The following is a 20,352-nucleotide window of genomic DNA, read 5'->3' as shown; positions in this document are numbered from 1 at the left end:
TCTCGGTTTGTTAATCTGACTGAGATAGTGATTTTGCTGCATTTTGTCTTAACCTCTGGGTCGCACGGTGCAGTAATGTCCCTACTACGGGAGGTCTTAGACCAAGCTCGCCTGCTATTTCCGCATAACTATAACCAGAGTATCTAAGCAGAAGCGCTTGTCTATCCCTGTCAGGCAGCTCGTTCAACCATTCATGAACATCCTCCTGATCCAGCTTACTGATTAAGACTTCCTCTCCTGAAGGAGGTGATTCCCCAACTTCGTATAACTGTTCTTGTTTATTTTGCAGCCGCCGTTCCCTTGCTTTTTTGTCCAGATAATCATATCCAATACGAGTAAGGACTCTATGAAGCCAGGCACCCAGCGCTGCTGGATCATCTGGGGGGTTACGATACAATCTCAGAAAAACTTCTTGTGCCAAATCATCTGCTGCCGACTCATCACGAACCAAAGCGGTCAGCTTACGTCTGACAATAGGATAATGTTCATAGAATATTGCTTTAAAAATTTCAGATTCCGGAATTTCCATCTTGTAAATCCTCCTTATCAGCTGCAGCTATAAGTAAGACGACTATCAATGCTTTTTTGTATCAAGATTACGTAAAAAAGACAGCCCCTAAATTAATAAGGAAACTGTCTTTTAGTGTTTACCTAATTCGAATGTAACGATTAAGAATCTTTTTTGATAAAATACTTCGTTCCAGCCTAAGCTCCCAGAGCTGCTCTTTCCACTGAAACTGTTGCTCTGAATGTTCATTCTCACGTAGCTTCTCAAACAGCTTCATGATCATTATGTTAATGGCATCAAATCTTGACCATAATTCTATTACACTTTCTTCTTGAATCTGAGGACTTTCCGCTGCTGCACTAAGATTCTTTAAGCGCTCAATGATGTCAGCCTGCCACTGTCCATCTTTAATCGCCTTGGCGTAATTTAAAAGATCCAAATAATCATCGACTGACATGTGTACCGACTCCTTTGCCTACTTATACCAAGTATTATACTAGGCATTATCTATAAAGCAACCCTTTATCTCTGGACACAGCAAAAAAACAGGACTGGTATAAGAACCAGCCCTGTTTAATGAATTTAACATGATCAATTTAGTTATAACAGCTTTTGAATATCATCTTTAATTTGCTCTGATTTTGGACCAAATACGATCTGCACAGCCCCTTGACCCAGTCTCATAACACCGGAAGCTCCGAGCTGTTTCAATGCGGAATCTTTAACGGCTTTTTCGTCATTAACAATCAGACGAAGGCGTGTGATACATGCATCGATATTGCGGATGTTCGATGGACCGCCGATGTTCTCAAGAATTTGAGCAGCTTTAGAAGACGATGAAGGCGTTCCATTACCTCCAGGTGGTGCTAACAGACTTTCTTCATCATCATCTTCACGTCCAGGTGTTTTTAGCTTGAACAATGAGATAATAAAGCGGAATAGTACATAATACAAGACGAAGAATCCAAGACCCACAGGAATAAGTATCCATGCATTAGTGGACAGTTTCAGGTTTACAAGATAATCGATCAAACCTGCAGAGAAACCAAAACCAAGCTTAACATCTAAAATGTACATCAAGGCCATGGAGAATCCTGTTAATAAAGCATGAACTCCGTACAAGAGTGGTGCTACGAACATAAAGGAGAACTCAAGTGGTTCAGTGATCCCTGTTAAGAAAGAAGCAATGGCAGAACCGATGAAGATGGAAGCAACCATTTTACGTTTTTCCGGTTTAGCTGTATGAATAAATGCAAGTGCTGCCCCTGGAAGCGCAAACATCATAATTGGGAAGAATCCAGTCATAAACATCCCAGCAGTTTTATCTCCAGCGAAGAAGCGGTACAAGTCACCATGCACCAGTTCACCAGCTGCATTCGTAAAATCACCAATTTGGAACCAAGCAATCGTATTAAGCACGTGGTGAAGACCGAACGGAATCAGCAAGCGGTTAGCTGTACCGAAGATGAATGCTCCAACAGCCCCCAGTGACACAACCCAGTTCCCGAAGTCACTAATAACATCTTGTATCGGACTCCAGATCATACCCACAAATACAGCAAGAACCATCATAGAAGCTGCCGTAATGATTGGGACAAAACGTTTACCTGCAAAAAATCCGAGCCAATCAGGCATTTTTATATTGTGATATCTCTTGTATAAGAATGCTGCCCAAGCACCGGCAAAAATACCACCAAGCACACCCATGTTCAATACAACATCATCATTGATGAAAGAGAACTGAAGCGGTACGATAAGCAGAATCTTAGTCAGTACCATGTAAGAGATTACTGCTGACAAAGCTGCTACGGCGTCACCGGCAAATCCAATGGCAACCCCTACCGCGAAGATTAAGGCTAGGTTACCGAAGATCGCATTCGCTCCGGCGTTTAGAAATGGAGCAAAGTATTGATTCAGAAATCCACCAATGGTCGCTCCTAGCGGAATATCTTTTTCGTAGTTAAGCAAACCAAACCCTTGAAGAATAGCTGCCGCCGGCATGGTTGCAACAGGAAGCATTAACGACTTACCTAGTTTTTGTAGAAAAGCCAACATTTAAAATCATCCTTTCGGTTCAATAGTAGTAGTGCTCTATAAACCATTTACTTTGAAGCCACGGTAAGAATCAGATCCTGTCCTGCTGTAACCTGACCATAATGTCCGCTTACTTGAGGTGGATTCTCCTCTGTACTGGTCACGATTACAGGCGAAATTGTGTCACAACCTGCCGCGCGAATTACGTCCAGATCAAATTCGATTAGGGTTTGACCTGCTTTTACTTGATCTCCAGAGGTTATATGACTGACAAAACCGTTGCCCTTGAGGCTGACAGTATCGATTCCGATATGTAATAGCAATTGCATACCGGAGGAATGTTCCAGAATGACTGCATGACTCGATTTCACGATATGAGCAACCTTACCGTCAAAAGGCGCTTTCAAAATTCCCTCAGATGGTTTTATTGCAATTCCGTTACCCATATGACCGCCAGCAAAGGTTTCATCCGGAACCTGTGCTAGTGGAACTGACTCCCCGCTGATTGGTGCCATGATTTCGATGGTATGTTCAGTATGTTTCTCTTCTTTTTTTGATTTCCATTTGGAAAACATATGCTCCACTCCTCTTAAGATGTTAATTTGATTTCACTAAGGTCTGAAATAACCGGTGCAAATGCATGGCTAGAAAACATAGTTCTTCTTCCGGGATTTCGACTTCAAGCGACCTTTGCATTACTTTACCGAGCTTTTGAGCCAGCTTGTATTCCTCTTTGTATTCTTTCTTAATATGTTTCACAAAGGGATTATCTATTAGTGATCCTTTTAAAATACGTTCCAGCGAAAAACGCAAGTGGATCATTAATCGGATATGATTCATACTGCCATGCTCAAAAGTTATCTTTCGTTCTTGCTGAATCATGTCTAGAAGCTCATTGACAATATTAGAGGCCTTTACTAACTGACCAACCGATACATTATTAACTGCTGAATACACATGATAAGTAAGAAATCCAATCTCATCTTCGGGGATTTGTACTTGAAATTCAGCATTGATTTTCTCCGATGCCTTGTAAGCGATCTCAAATTCCTTCGGAAATGACATTTTGGTTTCTTGCAAAAACGGATTAATAATATCCATCCCGTTGCGCAGACGGTAGATGGTGAACTGTATGTGGCTCGGGAGTGCCAGATAAATCTTGTCGTTTAACTTGTCAGGAAATTGACTTTGGATATCTGCAATTATCTCATCAGTTATTTTCATTACCTTAGGATCTATATCTTCCAGCAAAACTTGATATTGGCTCCAGGCTTCGCGATCTTCTAGACGAAACAATTTCTCAATCCGAGCATCATTTCCTTCGATCACACCAGAACCCTTCACTGCAAATCCAATACCTTTGCCAATGATGACATATTCCTTCCCGTTTTTGCTTCCCTGAACCATTACAACGTTATTCCCGATTACACGCTGTACTTGAAATTGCTCGATCTCTCGCGACAAGCTCATCACTCCTCTCCCTAATTATCGTCAAATTGGAACAAAAAAAGCCAAGAATTGTCTAATGGAAATAAAGACAATTCTTGGCTCATGCCCTTAACGGTAACACGCCACTAAAATATAAATGATCATTTATGAACATATCATAATTCATGAACTGCTAACTCGTCAATGGTAAATTTAGAAATGTCAAGCGGAGCTCCCTTTACACCAAACAACTCCTTATAAAAACTCTTCCACGCGAGGAAGCTTATCTTTAAGCTGGCGGACGTTAGTCTCAAGCCTCAGAATAACCTCTTCCAATTCTTTTGGATCAATGCCTCGGGAAACAGGTACCTGGATTACCTCTGTTTTGGTTTCTACCTTTAATTCCCGCATTTCCAGCTGCTGCTCTTGCCATTTATCCATCAGATCAGCGATCGTCGCATAGAAACGTTCGTAATCCTTGATTACGCTGTCCAGAAATGTATCTACTTCCTCCGCATCGTAGCCACGCAGCTTCATGCTGAATTCTTTTTCATGTATGGTTAGAGCGTCTAATGTGATGCCGAGTTGACTGAACAGCTTCCGCTGTTTGTCTAACCGACGTTTCATATGTTCATCCATCTTTTGCTACCTCCAAGTATATACTGCAATCATCCGGCAGTAACCATTATAACAGGGTGAGAGCATCCTGAAAATATTACTATAGTTGCAGTTCTAATAGTTGTCCACAACAGCTTTATTCAAAATGCCTAAGCAGCGGTCAAGATCTGTCTTTACCTGCTTTTTATATAACTTTGCTTTCTCTTCTCCATCTGAAGTGAAATGGTAAAGTACGATTTCTTGAAAATCCACTTTAGGGTCATTGCCTTTCAGCTGCTTGGTACGATATAAAATCCCTTGCTGCACCAGCTCATGCAGGGCGCGATAGATTTCACTCTGTGGAGGGGAATAACCATGGGCTTTGAAATCCCGACGTAAATCCTCCAGCATTTGATATCCGTAACCGCGGTGTTGTTCTACCATTGTTATAAGATACACCTTGATAAACGCTCGTTGAGCAATCATAAACGCCATATAAACCCTCCTCATGTTGTAAATGTTGTTGGCTAATCTTTCCTTCTATTACTCTAGTATAAGCACTATTTTCCAACTTTCACAACCTGAAATTTGATAGAGGGTTCACTTATTCCGTTGTTTATAGAGATTTGGTGGTATGTAGGATGATTTATGTGGATGTGAGCAGGGAGAGTGTAGTTTTTTGTGGTCTTCTATTGTGAATTTTTCATATGATGAAAGTACGGAATAAATGGCTGTACATCGTTGATTGCGTTGAATGATCCTCGAAGAATTAGGTCCACAGCTTCGGCACGATACAAACTCCATCTGAACCCGCATGCTTCTGCACACCCCTCCCATTCTTTGTTTAATTTGATCAGTTTAGTTTGTTCAAGTTTGCTCGTTCGAGCCACTATCGGACCCAGTTGACTCTATTCGCCGCTTTTCCCCACTTTTGGTGTGCTATCGGACCCCATGGGCTCTATTGGCATAAAAAGTAACATTTATACAGCTATTCTTGGGGAATAGCTGCACTGGAGTCCGAAACTACTCTGTAAAAGCTTAATATTTGCAAATAGCGTCTTCTGAGTCCGAATGTTTCTGCGCAAACCAAACTCTATCTGGAACCACAAACTTCAGCACAAAATAAACTCCATCTGAGCCCACATACTTCTGCACTCTCCCCTCCCATTCTTTGTTTAGTTTGATCCGTTTGGTTTGATCAGTTGCTCGTTCGAGCTACTATCGGACCCCATTGACTCTATTTGCTGCTTTTCCCCACTTTTGCTGTCCTATCGGACCCCATGGGCACTATTGGCATAAAAAGTAACATATATACAGCTGAACTAGAGGAATAGCTGCACTGGAGTCCGATACTACTCTCAAATAGCTAAATATTTGCAAATAGCGTCTTCTGGGTCCGAAAGCTTCAGCGAGAACATCGATCCACAAAACGAAACGCAAAAAAGCGATCCTCCAGTTATTGAAGAATCGCATTCCAAGTAGCCTCTCCTAATCACTATTTCATAGCGTTTTTCTCCATAAATTCATCCTTCGTCAATCCAAACAACAGTAAGTCTAAATACTGTCCATTTGTATAAATTACTTTCCGGCGCACGCCTTCTTGGATACAGCCCACTTTTCTGAGCATAGCTGCTGAGGGTTCGTTACCTTCGAGCGCACATTCGTTAAACTTGTTGAGTCTTAGCTCCAAAAAAGCATACTTCAACAGGATGTTGATAGCTCTTGTCCCATACCCCTTACCTCGATGATCTCTATCCACTTGCACGCCTATACTGAACGTACCATTTTTCTCGTCTATGCTATTAAGATTTACTCCACCCACATATTCGCCATTTAGATTCTCGATCGTAAACATCAGCCGCTGTGATGAGAATTCTGCAAATGTATCTACAAATTTTCGGGATCAGCTATGGTAGGTGGTAGTTCAACAGTACACTCTAAAAGTCGCCGCGCAGGGGTATCGAAACGATTGATGTAATGACCTTCCCAATCCTCTTCCTGAACGGATCTTAGTCTTATTTTCTCATCCTGCCAAAAATATGAGTGTAATCTACCTCTCTCATCTTGTACCTCCGAGTTTAATAATTTAGAGATTATGATAACACATCTACAGGATTATATTGGTATAGTATTTTTAAAATCAACTTTACGGTTAAAAAGCATAGTATTATATATTCATAAAATGCGATTCCCGAAATCATCTGAAATAGAGGTATATACTATGAATGAATATCAATTGATTAGCGATTATAAACACATCGATAAATATAAGCTTAGCTTCAATTCTTTAGCCCAATCAATCTTTGGTATTGATTTTAAACCTTGGTATGAACAAGGGGGCTGGAATGACAAATATATTTGTTATTCCTTTATCGATGAAGATCACGTCATTGCGAATGCATCTATTAATAAAATGACTATTCTCATCAACAAAAAAGAATACAACGCCATCCAAATTGGGACGGTGATGACACATCCTGATTATCGTATGCAAGGTTTATCCAGAAAATTAATAGACCACATTATCGCTAAGTACGAACATGAATACGACTTCCTCTACTTATTTGCTAATGAGCGCGCTTTGGATTTTTATCCTAAATTCGGGTTTGAACGCATGCAAGAAAGCAGCTTTTCACTTAACGTTGCTCATCTTAGCAATCAGCCAACTACAACCTACTCTGTGCGGCCTTTATCTATAGGTAACCCCGTTGATTTTAGCATGATCAAAAATTTTGCAGTCAAAAGAACACCGGTATCCTCCGCGCTAAGTGTGATAAATAATGAACATCAGCTGCTGTTTTATTTTATTCTTCCTTTTCATGATTCCTTTTATTATATTGAAGAGGCTGACGTTATTGTGATCTTTAAACATGAGGATCATCAGCTTCATATTTTTGATATTATCAGTACAACAAGTTTTGATATCAACACAGTATTGAAAAGCATTATTTCTCCGGAAACTGAGGTTATACATTTTTATTTCACACCAGATTATCCAATCGATCAAGTTAAGGCAGAATTAATTTTCCAAAGTGAAGATACCTTATTTATACGTCGGCTATTAAAAGAACTCCCTCAACATTTCATGTTTCCTATTACTTCTCATGCCTAGTTAACGAAAAGAAAGGCTGCCACATGGCAGCCTTTCTTAATCGTGCATAGGAATATACATACTCTGTATCTCTTGTACTCCAGGGACAAATCCTAGATTTAAATAAACAGACTCCGCGTCATTACCTTCCATGACATATAACCTTAGGATCGGATACTTATCTTTCAGGAGATTAAGTCCTCTTTTCAACATCCGTGTAGCAATCCCTTTTCCTCTGTAAGCAGGTATTACACCAATACTGTAAACTGCTGCGTAATCATCTTGTAAACCCAAGAGACAATTCGCAATTAGCTGTCCCGATTTCTTATCATACACAAGCGTGGACGCTGTAAGTAATACTTCATTTGTATAATTAGGTTCTTCACTTGGGATAAAATCTTCATAAGAGAATTTCTTTCTTCTTGTTGCCTCAAGACTTCCATCAAAGCTCGCATAGTTACATTCGGCGATCTGCTCTTCAAGAATAAATCGTTTAGCGCCCATACCATTATCTTCGATCTGAGGACTTTCAATCCTTAACTCTTCGTTCCATTCGACCTCAAAATAATCTGTAGGACGGTGCATCCAACGGCATCTGAACTCATCAGGCCAAAACCCTGCCCGCGCAAATAATTGAACCTGGTCTGGCAGAACCTCGAAGGTTTTTATAGGTTTTGTGCTATCTGACCAATAAATCAAAAGCTTTTTTAATAGCTTCAGCACCACAAATGTATCGTTAAAAGGTGGAATAACAAATAAATGATATATCCGATTAGGCGACATCCTTACTCCACCTATTTTTGACTCCCCTCTATAGATCCAAAAAGCGTTTCTTTGGGCAGAATTGAACCCTTCTTCTTTAAAAAAACCATTATATTGCATATTATAATAAATGGAACAGTACAGTCCCCATTCTTCCGAGTCTGCCATACGAATAGAATAATCATTATTTAAGTCATATGAAATCTCGTATTCAGACCATGCCATTAATTGCATTTACATTTCCTCCTCGCTAGTCCTATCACCTTCTGTATTCCATAGTATCACTTCTTAAAGTAAATGTTTGGTAATAAACTGTTATATTAATCTTTTGCCGATTTAAAGCAAATGCTTTTCTTTTATCATAGAAACGGCTTGTACCCGGTTTTTAACCTCTAACTTTTGATAAATATGGTGAATATATCTTTTAACAGTTCCCGGAGAAAGGAATAATTGACGAGCAATCTGATCATTTGAAAGTCCATCAACGATATGATGCATGAGTTCTAGTTCTCTTTTTGTAAAATGAATATTTATAGTATTGACGTTATCTATCTGCTCGCTCTGATAAGACTGAATCAATTGACTTACATAATCATGTCCGGAAGCTGCTCTCTTGGCAGTTAACCAGTGTTGTAGTAATCGTATAAGTGGCAGTCCTTCATCAAGAAAAATACGGATATAACCCTCTGGCTCAGCGAGTTCAAGGGCCTGTTCTAAAACCTCGTAGGCTTGATTATCTTTACTGAGACTTTCATAAGATATAGCAAGTAGCAACAGAATCTCAATCTGGCTGCCGATTCGATCCGTTCGTCTAGCCTCACTCAGAAGTTTGTTCAACCAAGGTATTACCTCTCTAAAGGCTTGACGTGCCATCAGCATACGCGCGAGCGTGATTTGTTCGTATTCCCGGGCAACATTAGGTTTATCGTTTGCACTAATATGCCTTTTCTTTAGCCATTCTTCACCACTACTTAACAGTCCTTGCGAGAGCTGAATTCGAATATATGCGGCTTCCAGCAATCTTTCCCAGCGGGGAGAATGATATTGCTTAAGTTCCGCAATAGCTGTCTGCAAAACCTCCGCTGCATCTTCCCCACGACCCAATGCTTTTAACATTTTGGATTGCAAAATAATCCCTGGCACCCACACGCTCACATGCTTCGAAGAATTACACATGACAAGCGCCTTATCCAGTTGAACACTTGCATCATTAAGATGATTCCATTCATAAAAAAGATCTGCCAAAAATACAAAACCATGTCCCTGTAACGCAAAATGAAGCAACGTTCTTCTTTCTTCTGAGGTTGATACTTTAGCTGATAAATAAGCCATTTTGTTCAATCTGCCACCAAAACCAATTGGGCCACGAAGTAAAAGGGCTTCTCCTACATTCACTACTTTTACGATAGATGCAAATCTCTCTATGCCTTCCCTGTTTTGGTCCAATAACTCAACGAACGTATCCACGTCCCCCTGATAAAAAGCAACCGAAGCACGATACAGATCCAACCGCATTTGAATTAGGGCTTGCTCTTTTTCCGGAATAAGAAATTCCTCTTCCATGAAAAGTTCTACCTTTTGTAAAAAGCGTTTGGCATCATCTGATCGTCCAGCGACAGCCATCGAACCCGCTTGAAAATAAAACAAATCAGGGTGCACAATCATATTTTTGATCGGCAACTTATCTAGTAAATCTAGCAATGTAGATTCATCGCCATTTTTGATAATCGAATTGAAGTGCCTATCCATACATGATGCAGAAAACGCATAATCCTCTGCCTCAAAGACATGCTGGATTGCTTCCAAGGCCAGCCCTTCCTTGTCGTACCAGATTGCTGCCCTTCTATGTAGCTTTACTTTATCTGCTATATTCATTTTTTTATTTAATCTTGTTTTTAACATTTCTACAAATAAATGATGATATCGGAACCAGTTCCTAGTGTCATCCAGCGGTATGATAAAAAGACGTGCTTCTTCAACTTCTTGTAATAGAGCCTCCGCAGTCGATTGCTCCAGTACCGCTGCTGCTAGAGAAGGAGCAAAAGAATTCAGAATAGACGTCGCGAGTAAAAACTCTTGTACTTCGGCTGACTGCCTAGAGAGGACTTCATCCAATAAATAATCGAAGATATTGCGCGTGTTCCCTGAAAAAGCATTCATATAAGCCGTACGATCTTGTTTCTCTGAAAAAGAGAGGAAGGCAAGAATCAAACCCGCCACCCATCCTTCTGTTTTTTGCTCGAGCAAAAATAACTCTTCTTGCGAAAGATGCTCGCTCAAGGATTGCGATTGCAGCTCATCTATTTCGTCAAACGTAAACCTCAAATCATCGTTACTTAATTCTAGTAGTTCCTGTTGTGCTCTTAGGCGGGATAAGGCGAGTGGCGGGAGGGTTCTACTCAATATTACAAGCTTCACATTAGCCGGAAGATGTCCGAGGAAAAAGCCCATACTCTCATGAATCGATGGATTTGTAATCACATGATAATCATCCACTATAAGTGTATTTGAACCCGGAAGAGTATGCAAATCGTTTAGTAAAAGAGAAATCGCAGTTTCTACTGAACCGTCACGAACAGACTGGATAAACAATCCCCAGCGATTTAAATAGGGCTGAAAGATTCTCTCAATTGCGCTATGCAAACTTAACCAGAACCGTACAAGATGGTTATCTGCAAGTTCCAGTGACAACCATGCAACCTCATCGGAATGAGTGCGAGCCCATTCAGCCGCAAGTGTCGTTTTTCCAAATCCAGCTGAGGCGGCAATAAGCGTTACTTTAGCACGGTTTTCATCCATGAGTTTGGACATTAATCTTATGCGCTGAACATAATAAGGAGCCTGCTTTGGAATGGTGACTCGTGAGGCAATTATAGATTGTTGAGAATAAGTGAGCGCCCGTTAGTTCGGTGTAGGAGAATTCATTGGAACCTTCCTCTTTTTAAAAAATTCAATTTTTAACCATCTATTAAATACTAACATAACATTGTAGCTTTCTGACGTCCAATATCTAAAAAAAAGACCGCCAATTGGCAGTCTTTTTTCTAATATATTCTCGAGCATAACCAAAAAGCAGAACCCACTGCGAGAATGCCTGCCATAGTTACAAACAGGACATACCCTTTCTTTGTTCTAGTAACGGCGTGCTTATCATAAAACTCTGGTTTTCGAACAATTCCAAACCATAGATCAGCAATTAAATTCACGACTACTAAAGAAAAATTCTTTAATTTACTCATGTCATCTCTCCTTCTACATGTAAGGATTCATCTCTCTAACCCTTCAAGCTCTGAGCAAAACCTGACCTCCATGACGGGTAAGATGGGCTCCATCCGTAATCCATTCGAGCTTTTGTATTGGACGCCCCCCGTTCCCAGCCTTCTCTGCCCATTTGCGAAGCAGGTCCAGGAGCTCCCAAGAGTTCTGAAAAAACAGGCATCCAATCTATTCCTCGCGCAGGTTCATTGTCCACAATATTGACTGGACCAGAAGGCCAGTTCAGAGCAAGCGCCGCCGCGTTAGCTGCATCCTCCACATGAAGGAATGACGTAACTGCTTCTGTTGCTATCAGTCTTCCATGCCGAATTTCTTCTGTCATTAATCCTGCAGAATCATACCAAGTCCCTTGGCCGTACAACATTCCGTACCGCAAAATCACATGATTAGGAATCTCAGCGACTGCTTTTTCAAGGGAGCGGATACCCTCAATGGTTCTCATCCGTGATTCAGAAGCATTAGTATCTAATGGAGTATTCTCCGTGGCAGGTCCCTCACCAGCTTCATATGCCCAAGAGATACTTTGGGCAATGATCTGTTCAACCCCGGATGCCAATGAAGCATCGACAATATTTCGTGTTCCTTCTATTCTTATCCTTGAATTATCTGCAAAATTCCGCTGACTTAGTGAAGTCAGCTGATGAATCACCACTTCAGGTTGAGCTGCGCGAATAGCCGCAAATATAGACTCACGCTCATACACATCCGCGATTACCGCTTGTGCCCCAATGCTCTCAAGGATTGTTTTGTTTTCTTCTTTATGGGTCAGACCGATAACCTCATGCCCCGCTTGAAGTAACTTAGGAAGCAATAGCCGTCCAATCACACCTGCAGCACCTGCAACAAAGATTTTCATCTATTCCCTCCTTTTTGCTGTACCGTATCTTATGGCATAGCTAGAGTTAAAGCATAATTTGAATGATTATCCATATGATACCACATATGCAAAAAAGACTGCACCTCACAGCATGCTAAGAGGTGCAATCTTTGAGTTGAATCATTATCATAAAGTGTTTTTATCCAAAAATAGCAGCTTGTCTTTTATAAAGATCTTCCAATACCAAGCAAGCCATTGCTTCAACAACCGGCACGATTCTCGGACAGATACATGGATCATGTCTGCCCTCCGTTTTAATCTCTACTTCTTCACCATTCGTGTTTATGGTCTGTTGAGTAACAGAAATCGATGATGTAGGTTTTACACTTATTCGAAAAATAATTTCTTCTCCTGTGCTAATTCCGCCTATAATCCCACCGGAATGGTTACTAAGAAATCCATCCTTATTCATCGCGTCATTATGTTCACTTCCAAGCATAGAGGCCGCTTCGAATCCAGCTCCAAACTCTATTGCCTTTACAGCACCGATAGATAACATCGCTTTAGCTAACTCTGCATCCAATTTATCAAATACGGGTTCTCCAAGACCCGGAATAACCCCTCTAATCCAACACTCCACGATACCTCCACAGCTGTCTCCAATCGAAGCTAAGTGTTCAATTTTTTTAATCATTTCAGCTCCTGCCTTAGCATCACAGGCGCGGACTGCATTTTGTTCAATGACATCTTCATCAAAGGTTTGGCACTTAATCCCTCCGACCTCTTGCGTGTAGGCCAGTACCTCAACTCCTCTTCTTTCAAGCAGTTTCCGAGCGATCGCTCCGCCAGCTACTCTTGCCGCTGTTTCCCTGCCTGATGCCCGCCCACTGCCTCTATGATCGCGAATTCCGTATTTCTGCAAAAAAGTATAATCCGCATGGCCGGGTCTAAATGAATGCTGAATATCGTTATAGGCCTCCGGTTTCATATCTTTGTTGTACAGGACCACAAAGAGTGGAGTTCCGGTTGTTTTCCCTTCGAATACTCCTGATTGTATTTGCACAACATCATATTCCTTACGCGGTGAAGTTACTGAGGACTGGCCTGGTTTCCTTCTATCCATCTGTTTCTGGATATATGCTTCATCAATTTCAACATTAGGTGTAACTCCATCCACTATGACCCCAACCGCTGCACCATGTGACTCTCCAAAGGTAGTAATCTTAAATACTTCCCCAAATGTGTTACCTGCCATAATATTCAAACCTCCATTGCCGACTCTTTTATTATTTATCTATCCAAATTATAATAAGATTGTTGCAATTAATGAAATCACATTTTCAATAGACTGTCATAGAGGTGATCTATATCAAATTCTTTAATCTTGAATGGTATCGCATTTTTTTATATACGGCTCGTTACAAAAATCTAACAAAGGCTGCAAATGAATTGCATATTACACAGCCATCCGTAAGTTATGCCATTAAACAAATGGAGGATTCTTTAGGGCTCAAATTATTTCATCGTTTATCTAAAGGTGTAGAGCTAACTGAGGAGGGACTGGCGTTATTGGAATATGTTGAGCCCTCACTAGTCATGCTGGATTCTGCACAAAAGCATCTTCACAATCTAAAGCAGTTAAACGAAGGAGAAGTTCGGATTGGAGCGAGTGATTCCCTTATTAAAAATCTTTTGCTTCCGCAATTGAACGCATTCCACAAACAATATCCCGGTATACGAATTCGGCTATCACACGGAAAAACGCATGAGATCACCAAACGTTTGAAAGAAGGCGAAATAGACTGTGCGCTCGTCCATATGCCTATTGACGATCCACAATTAAATATTCAGACGCTTGCCACCCTTGAAGATTGTTTTGTAGTGGGACGAGCCTTTCAGCAACTGGCAAACCGTTCGCTTACGGCAAAAGAACTTGCAGAGTTACCTTTTATTTTATTATCCCCAGAAAGCAGCACCAGACTGTTTGTTGATCATTGGTTTGCTGGTAAGAGTTTGTCCGTTAAACCAGATATAGAGCTGGGCAGCATCGATTTACTCTCTGAATTCGCAAGACTTGGTTACGGGGTAGCGTTTATTAGCCGTTCTTTTGTAATTGAGGAGATTCAAAAAGGAGAACTTTTCGAGCTGCAATTAGATGATCCGCCTCCACCCCGGAATATAGGATTCGCAATCCATCGCGATATGAGGTTATCCGTAGCAGCTGATTCTTTCGTCCGCATGCTTCGTATCCTTGATTAAGATCGTGCACGTAGCAGCACATATGGACACTGCGGAACGGGGCGATTTCGTAGCTGCAAACCGGGGGCGTATGCTCAATAGGATAAGGGCACAGAGTCCGGGTGCGCTTACGTAGCAATATAAGGACACAGTGGAACGATGCACGTATGTATAGCAAAAGGACACAGTGATCGGGTGCGCATACATAGCAGTACAAAGACAACACGTGCGTAGCAGCATAAGGACTCTAGGGAACCCTGCATGTACCGTAACAGCATTAGGACACAGCGGAACGATGCACCTACAGCATAAGGACACAGTGATCGGGTACGCATATATAGCAGTACAATGACAGCACGTGCGTAGCAGTATTAAGGACACTGCGAAATGGGGCACGTTCGGAGTTGCAATCCGATGCGAATACTCTGTAGCATAAGGACACTGTGATCGGGCGCTTACGTAGCAATACAAGGACAGCACGCGCGTAGCAGCATAAGGACACTCCGAAACGATGCAGGTACGTAGTGGGAAAGGACACAGTGATCGGGCGTGTACGTAGCAGTACAAAGACAGCACGTGGCGGAGCAGCATAGGGACACTCCGAAACGATGCAGGTACGTAGTAGCAAAGGACACAGGGGACCTTAAACGCAATATTATTCAATATTTGGAGCCCTATCGGACCCCATTGCAGCTATTGGCATAAAAAACAGCAAATATGAGCCTCATTCTATAGAATAGCGTCCATGGAGTCCGAAATCCTGCTGCAAAGGCTAAAAATTAGCCAATAGCGTCCTCTGGGTCCCTATACCTCAAAAGTGGATGAGTTATGGGGGATTCCGGGTGGCGCGATGGACTAATAACGCAAAGGAGCGATTCTCCATTAATCGGAGAATCGCTCCTTGTAACCTTTTACCGCTTTTAAAGCAGGTTATTATAATGTTTATATTTTATCGCGGTTGTAGACTTCAGCCGTCCGATCCGCTCTGTTAGCCATCGAATTTCCTAGTCTAGTGTCTTCGTTATAGACGCCTTCGTAACGCTGAGTATTCAGCGAACGGTTGCCGCGGAACACATCATGCGCTTGATAGCCGCGTCCATTATCATCGACTAGTACAAGGATTTTGCCGCTTTCCACATACCCTTCGTACTCTTTAGCCTCATCCTCAGGAATACCGAGTCCGATCAAGCCGCCGACTAATCCACCTGCGCCTGCACCAACTGCTGCACCTGTAAGGGTAGCAACTATAGGCCCTGCCGCCAGGATCGGTCCAATCCCCGGAATCGCCAATGCTCCGATCCCTGCTAATAATCCGGCAACGCCGCCAACTACACCACCTGTAGCAGCGCCTGTCGCCACTCCTTCTGGAGCTTTTGTGCCTGTATCCTCTGAGATGTTTCTAAGCTCATCACGATCACGTGTGATTACTGATATTTCATCATTACTAAATCCTTGATTGTGAAGTCCTTCAATTGCTCTGGTTGCTTCTTGTTCTGTGTCGAAAATACCTACGATTTTTTTAGTCACTTGAAGCCCTCCTTAGTAATTGTCTTCGCTAGTAATTACCCTTTAAACGGGAGACCAAACATCTAAGGGAAAATTTCAAGAGCATATGTACCATAAATTATTTTACGGGACGTGTACGATTAGTCGGAATGGCCTGTAATGGGTCATCTGGCCAATAGTGCTTCGGGTACCGTCCTTTCAAATCTTTTTTGACCTCAAAATAGGTCCCCCGCCAAAAACTTGCTAGATCAGAGGTTACCTGCACAGGTCGTCTAGCTGGTGACAAAAGATGCAGCAATACCGGCACCTTCCCCCCTCCAATTCGAGGTGTGTCCAGCTGTCCAAACATCTCTTGCAATCTTACTGCCAATACCGGGGCAGCAGGATTAGTATAATCTACGGGCACACGCGAGCCACTAGGAACAGATATATGTGTAGGTGCTTCCTTTTCCAGCATCTGCCGCTGATTCCAGTCCAACATCCCCTCAAGCGCCCGTGCTAACGGTACACGCTGAAGGTCGCGGAGGTTCTTCATACCCTGAAGATATGGCAAAAGCCATTCATCCAACGTAGCAATTAAAGCAACATCTGAGACATCCGGCCAATCTGAACGTAAGGTATGCATAAACATCAAACGTTCGCGAAGCTGTAAGGTTCCCTTCTCCCACGGTAGTCTTTCAATGCCATCAGTAGCGATGACACTTAACAGTACATTTGCCGTTTCTTCCGCGGAGGGTCTTTCATGTGAAGTTTCTTTTAAGACCAACGCGCCGAGCATTGTGCGACGACGTTTCTTCACACTCCCACTTTCTTTATCCCAATACACATCCGCTTCCTCGGTGATGCGGTCTGCATGATAGGTAAGCAGTTGTCCTTCTTCTATCTCAGCTGCCAGCATAATTGCGCCCTGTGTAGCGCGATCATCGATCGAAGCAGCTACGATATAAGGTGACCGGGCCAGCGGTTGTCCTTCCCGCATGGCCGCCCCCCGACCGGAGGAGAGCAGAAACGCGCCATCGCCGCGTTTCTGCCCGATCCGGTCGGGATAGGCGAACGACAGAAGCAGCCCGCAGCGGCTGATGTCGTTCACGTTCTCGCCCGGCGCGGCTTGCAGCTGCGCCAGGAAAAGGCGGCTCTCGCGCTGCACAGCGCGCAGAGCCGCCGGGTCCGCTCCGCCGCTATCAGCGGAGCGCTCGAACCGGAGCAGCGCCTCAACGCGGAGCGTGAGGTCGCAACCTAGGGCCGCGGGACCCTTGAAAAGGTCCCGCTCTTGCAGCAGCGCCGCCAGCTTCTACAGGCGAGCGGTGCTGCGCCAAGCTCTGCCGCGCGCAGCAGCATATGCGCGGCTCGCGGGTGCGCGCCAAGCGCGGCCATGCTGTGGCCGTGCGGCGTAATGGCGCCGCCGGCGTCCAGCGCGCCGAGCTGGCGCAGCAGCGCGGTGCCCTGCGCATAAGGCGCAGCGGGCGGCGCGTCAAGCCAAGATAGCGCGGCAGGATCGCGCACGCCCCACAGCGCCAGCTCCAAAGCAAGCTGCGCAAGGTCCGTCTGCATAATCTCCGGCACATTGTCATCCGGAAGTCGATTATGCTCCTCCTGACTCCACAGCCTGTAGCACACGCCTGGGGCTGTCCGTCCGGCACGTCCCCGCCGTTGATCCGCGGAGGCTTTTGATACCGGGACCGTCGTAAGACTCGGCATTCCTGTGCGTGGTGAGAATACCTGTGTACGGCGTTGCCCTGTATCAATCACCGTTCGCACGCCTTCAATCGTTAGACTTGTCTCAGCTATAGAAGTCGCAAGCACTACTTTTCGTTCACCTTGAACAGATGCAGCCACGGCTGCATCTTGGATATTTTGTGGCAGCTGACCATATAAAGGGCGAATAATTGCCGGAACTGGCAAGCTCCCATTTTCCAACTCATTTTGAGTTCTGCGTATTTCTCTTTCCCCCGGTAAAAAGACGAGAATATCTCCGGGTTGTTCAGCAAGCGCATGTCTCACAGCAGCTGCAGCAGTTTTTTCCAGTGGAAGATTCCCAGTAGTTGGCACATAGATTGTTTCTACAGGATAGGTTCTGCCCGGACAATTTACTACAGGCGCATCCCCTAGTAAAGCAGACACCCGCTCACTGTCCAAGGTAGCTGACATGATAAGAATCCTTAGATCCTCCCGCAACACAGCCTGTGCTTCCAGTGCAAGGGCAAGTCCCAAATCCGCATGAAGACTGCGCTCATGGAACTCATCAAAAATAACTAAACCCACATCACCCAAAGAAGGATCGCTTTGCAGCATTCTCGTTAATACTCCTTCAGTGACTACAACAATCCGCGTATTTTTGCCTACTTTAGTGTCATTCCGCATCCGATAACCTACCGTCTGTCCAACACTTTCTCCAAGGCAGGATGCCATGTAAGTGGCGGCAGATCTAGCAGCAAGCCTTCTAGGCTCTAACATTAAAATGCTTTTACCCGCCATCCAGGGTTCGTCCAAAAACGCCGGAGGCGTTCCAGTTGTTTTGCCTGCACCCGGTTCAGCGATAAGTACTGCTGCCTGCGCAGTGTTAAGTATGTTTTTCAGGTCAGGAAGCACCTGTATAATCGGAAGTTGTTTCATTCTATCTCTCCATCGTCTATAATCATATGTTATAATTTTCCTAGAAGTTATCTTAGATCATCTTTATCATGTGTGAAAAAACCTTAAAGATCAAGACTTACCATTCATACCCTCTATAATATTAATAAGGAGACTAACTATGATATTCGTAACAGAAGCTACAATTTCAGATCTACCCATGCTAACCAAAGTAGACAGCAAGATCATTGGCAATGAAAGCCGCAAATCGAAGATTGAAAAATATATCAATCATGAGCAGTGTTACGTAGCATCGCATAATGGAACGCTTGTCGGATTTGCTTGCTACGATACCACCTTTTTCGAATGTTGTTTTATTCAGCTGGTCATTGTGGATCCTGAGTTCAGACGCCTAGGCATAGCCAAAACACTCCTTAGCTACATCGAGGAACAATGCCCAACCCCCAAGCTTTTCACCTCCACCAATGAATCCAATACGATCATGCAGCAACTATGTCTTTCTCAAGGGTTTGTTAAAAGCGGAGTCATTGAGAATTTAGATGATGGCGACCCGGAATGGGTTTATTTCAAACAAATTAGATGAGCATACATGATTAGTTACACACAACAAGCAAAAAGGCAGCTCTTCTGTCTAAAACGACCAAGAGATGCCTTTTTATTTTACACTATTTATTCTGATGTCCAAATGACCGTAGGTATTTAGGCAGTAACCTAACCAGCATTAATCCTCTTCCTTTATCATCTGTCCGTGTATTTGAGCACTGTATTGCATAAAAGCAGGGTTACTATCCAAGCCGCGTTCACGTAATAGCTCCTGTAGACGCAGTCTTTTCATAGACAGTTTTGACCGCAGAGCCTTGCCCTCACTGGTTTCTGCACCTCCGCTATTATGACACGCCGCTAGCAATCCTTCCAACGTAACACATTCAGCTCGCAGAGAGATTTCCTCAGGAACAAGTCCGGAGTTCTTCATGATTTTAAAAGACATCCGTAATTCTTCTGGCACACCTGATAAATCCTCAAGCTCCAGCGGCTTGCCATGCCCAGGTAAATCTCGAAATTCCCCGTTACGCATAGACTCCTGAATCCGCTGCTCAGTAAACCAAGACATCATCCCCATATACGCAGCCTCCTTCACCAATGCCACACTATTATCAACCCTGCCTAATCAAAAGTATATTTTACGGAATTGCGTTAATTTTAGCATAAAAGACTTAGGATTTGCATCAAGCTACCGGAATGCTTTCTCAGATTTGCCTATACGTTAACTATAGGTGTGGCGAGCTATTCACTCAAATGCCCCTTGCCCCTCGTCGCACAGTTGAGCAGCTCGGACTCTGTAACTATCGTATGCTAAGTATATTCTAAGTCCATAACCGTAACGTTAGAGCACACTCACCTCAGTGAAACGTTCGGACTCAGATGACCTTATTTCACAAATTCAGTCCATTTCGCTGTACTATCGGACCTAGTTGCAGCTATTCGCTCAAACACACCTTACTT

18 protein-coding genes and 1 pseudogene are annotated in these 20,352 nt (G+C 43.2%); 3 read left to right on the top strand and 16 right to left on the bottom strand.

What is annotated here, in order from left to right; translation table 11 throughout:
* Positions 1 to 10: 10 nt before the first annotated feature.
* The 8 genes from MKZ16_RS14585 to MKZ16_RS14550 form a co-directional block, all read right to left on the bottom strand.
* Positions 11 to 529, bottom strand: coding sequence for a sigma-70 family RNA polymerase sigma factor (locus MKZ16_RS14585; RefSeq protein ID WP_038570626.1), 519 nt, complete (start codon positions 527 to 529; stop codon positions 11 to 13).
* Positions 530 to 647: 118 nt separating this feature from the next.
* Positions 648 to 965, bottom strand: coding sequence for a hypothetical protein (locus tag MKZ16_RS14580; RefSeq protein WP_036686678.1), 318 nt, complete (start codon positions 963 to 965; stop codon positions 648 to 650).
* 143 nt (positions 966 to 1,108) lie between these two features.
* Complete coding sequence (gene nagE / locus MKZ16_RS14575) at positions 1,109 to 2,563, bottom strand: N-acetylglucosamine-specific PTS transporter subunit IIBC (RefSeq protein WP_036686675.1); 1,455 nt, start codon at positions 2,561 to 2,563, stop codon at positions 1,109 to 1,111.
* Between the two features lie 47 nt (positions 2,564 to 2,610).
* Positions 2,611 to 3,117, bottom strand: a complete 507-nt coding sequence (locus MKZ16_RS14570; protein WP_036686673.1) for a PTS glucose transporter subunit IIA — start codon at positions 3,115 to 3,117, stop codon at positions 2,611 to 2,613.
* A 22-nt stretch (positions 3,118 to 3,139) separates the two neighbouring features.
* Complete coding sequence (locus MKZ16_RS14565) at positions 3,140 to 4,012, bottom strand: PRD domain-containing protein (protein WP_036686671.1); 873 nt, start codon at positions 4,010 to 4,012, stop codon at positions 3,140 to 3,142.
* A 213-nt stretch (positions 4,013 to 4,225) separates the two neighbouring features.
* A complete protein-coding gene (locus tag MKZ16_RS14560) occupies positions 4,226 to 4,609 on the bottom strand; it encodes a DivIVA domain-containing protein (RefSeq protein ID WP_076104250.1) in 384 nt (127 codons plus the stop codon).
* A 93-nt stretch (positions 4,610 to 4,702) separates the two neighbouring features.
* A complete protein-coding gene (locus MKZ16_RS14555) occupies positions 4,703 to 5,062 on the bottom strand; it encodes a helix-turn-helix transcriptional regulator (protein ID WP_036686667.1) in 360 nt (119 codons plus the stop codon).
* Between the two features lie 1,000 nt (positions 5,063 to 6,062).
* Positions 6,063 to 6,422: a GNAT family protein gene (locus tag MKZ16_RS14550; protein WP_256715450.1), complete on the bottom strand. Its 360-nt coding sequence runs from the start codon at positions 6,420 to 6,422 to the stop codon at positions 6,063 to 6,065.
* A gap of 366 nt (positions 6,423 to 6,788) precedes the next feature.
* Between MKZ16_RS14550 and MKZ16_RS14545 the strand changes: the two genes are divergently transcribed.
* Positions 6,789 to 7,679: a GNAT family N-acetyltransferase gene (locus MKZ16_RS14545; protein ID WP_076104251.1), complete on the top strand. Its 891-nt coding sequence runs from the start codon at positions 6,789 to 6,791 to the stop codon at positions 7,677 to 7,679.
* A 36-nt stretch (positions 7,680 to 7,715) separates the two neighbouring features.
* On the opposite strand, the gene MKZ16_RS14540 is transcribed toward MKZ16_RS14545, so the two are convergent.
* From MKZ16_RS14540 to aroC, 5 genes are all read right to left on the bottom strand, one after another.
* The gene (locus tag MKZ16_RS14540; protein WP_076104252.1) at positions 7,716 to 8,654 is read right to left on the bottom strand and encodes a GNAT family N-acetyltransferase; all 939 of its coding nucleotides are present in this window, start codon (positions 8,652 to 8,654) and stop codon (positions 7,716 to 7,718) included.
* A 102-nt stretch (positions 8,655 to 8,756) separates the two neighbouring features.
* Positions 8,757 to 11,219 carry a LuxR C-terminal-related transcriptional regulator gene (locus MKZ16_RS14535; protein ID WP_179089992.1) on the bottom strand — a complete coding sequence of 821 codons (2,463 nt, stop codon included), beginning with the start codon at positions 11,217 to 11,219 and terminating at the stop codon, positions 8,757 to 8,759.
* Positions 11,220 to 11,464: 245 nt separating this feature from the next.
* On the bottom strand, positions 11,465 to 11,659 hold the full coding sequence (locus tag MKZ16_RS14530; protein ID WP_036686658.1) for a hypothetical protein: 195 nt from the start codon (positions 11,657 to 11,659) through the stop codon (positions 11,465 to 11,467).
* Between the two features lie 35 nt (positions 11,660 to 11,694).
* Positions 11,695 to 12,552 (bottom strand): NAD(P)-dependent oxidoreductase, encoded by an 858-nt coding sequence (locus tag MKZ16_RS14525; RefSeq protein WP_076104254.1) that lies wholly within the window; start codon positions 12,550 to 12,552, stop codon positions 11,695 to 11,697.
* A 160-nt stretch (positions 12,553 to 12,712) separates the two neighbouring features.
* Positions 12,713 to 13,768, bottom strand: a complete 1,056-nt coding sequence (gene aroC / locus MKZ16_RS14520; RefSeq protein WP_339815836.1) for a chorismate synthase — start codon at positions 13,766 to 13,768, stop codon at positions 12,713 to 12,715.
* A 104-nt stretch (positions 13,769 to 13,872) separates the two neighbouring features.
* Between aroC and MKZ16_RS14515 the strand changes: the two genes are divergently transcribed.
* Entirely contained in the window at positions 13,873 to 14,772 is a 900-nt protein-coding gene (locus MKZ16_RS14515) for a LysR family transcriptional regulator (protein ID WP_249267711.1), read from the top strand.
* Positions 14,773 to 15,693: 921 nt separating this feature from the next.
* Here the strand turns inward: MKZ16_RS14515 and MKZ16_RS14510 are convergent.
* Together MKZ16_RS14510 and hrpB are read right to left on the bottom strand one after the other, a co-directional pair.
* On the bottom strand, positions 15,694 to 16,278 hold the full coding sequence (locus MKZ16_RS14510) for a general stress protein (protein WP_051491471.1): 585 nt from the start codon (positions 16,276 to 16,278) through the stop codon (positions 15,694 to 15,696).
* Between the two features lie 97 nt (positions 16,279 to 16,375).
* Positions 16,376 to 18,870: pseudogene (gene hrpB, locus MKZ16_RS14505) on the bottom strand (ATP-dependent helicase HrpB).
* Between the two features lie 139 nt (positions 18,871 to 19,009).
* On the opposite strand from hrpB, the gene MKZ16_RS14500 reads away from it, so the two are divergent.
* The gene (locus MKZ16_RS14500) at positions 19,010 to 19,432 is read left to right on the top strand and encodes a GNAT family N-acetyltransferase (RefSeq protein WP_076104257.1); all 423 of its coding nucleotides are present in this window, start codon (positions 19,010 to 19,012) and stop codon (positions 19,430 to 19,432) included.
* 138 nt (positions 19,433 to 19,570) lie between these two features.
* On the opposite strand, the gene MKZ16_RS14495 is transcribed toward MKZ16_RS14500, so the two are convergent.
* Entirely contained in the window at positions 19,571 to 19,969 is a 399-nt protein-coding gene (locus tag MKZ16_RS14495; RefSeq protein WP_076104258.1) for a DnaJ family domain-containing protein, read from the bottom strand.
* Positions 19,970 to 20,352: the final 383 nt, after the last annotated feature.

The sequence above is a fragment of the Paenibacillus sp. FSL R5-0928 genome (assembly GCF_037970385.1).
GTDB classification, from domain to species: Bacteria; Bacillota; Bacilli; order Paenibacillales; family Paenibacillaceae; genus Paenibacillus_AQ; species Paenibacillus_AQ odorifer.
The sequence above is the reverse complement of the archived record's forward strand: the minus strand, read 5'-3'. Positions and strand labels throughout refer to the sequence as shown.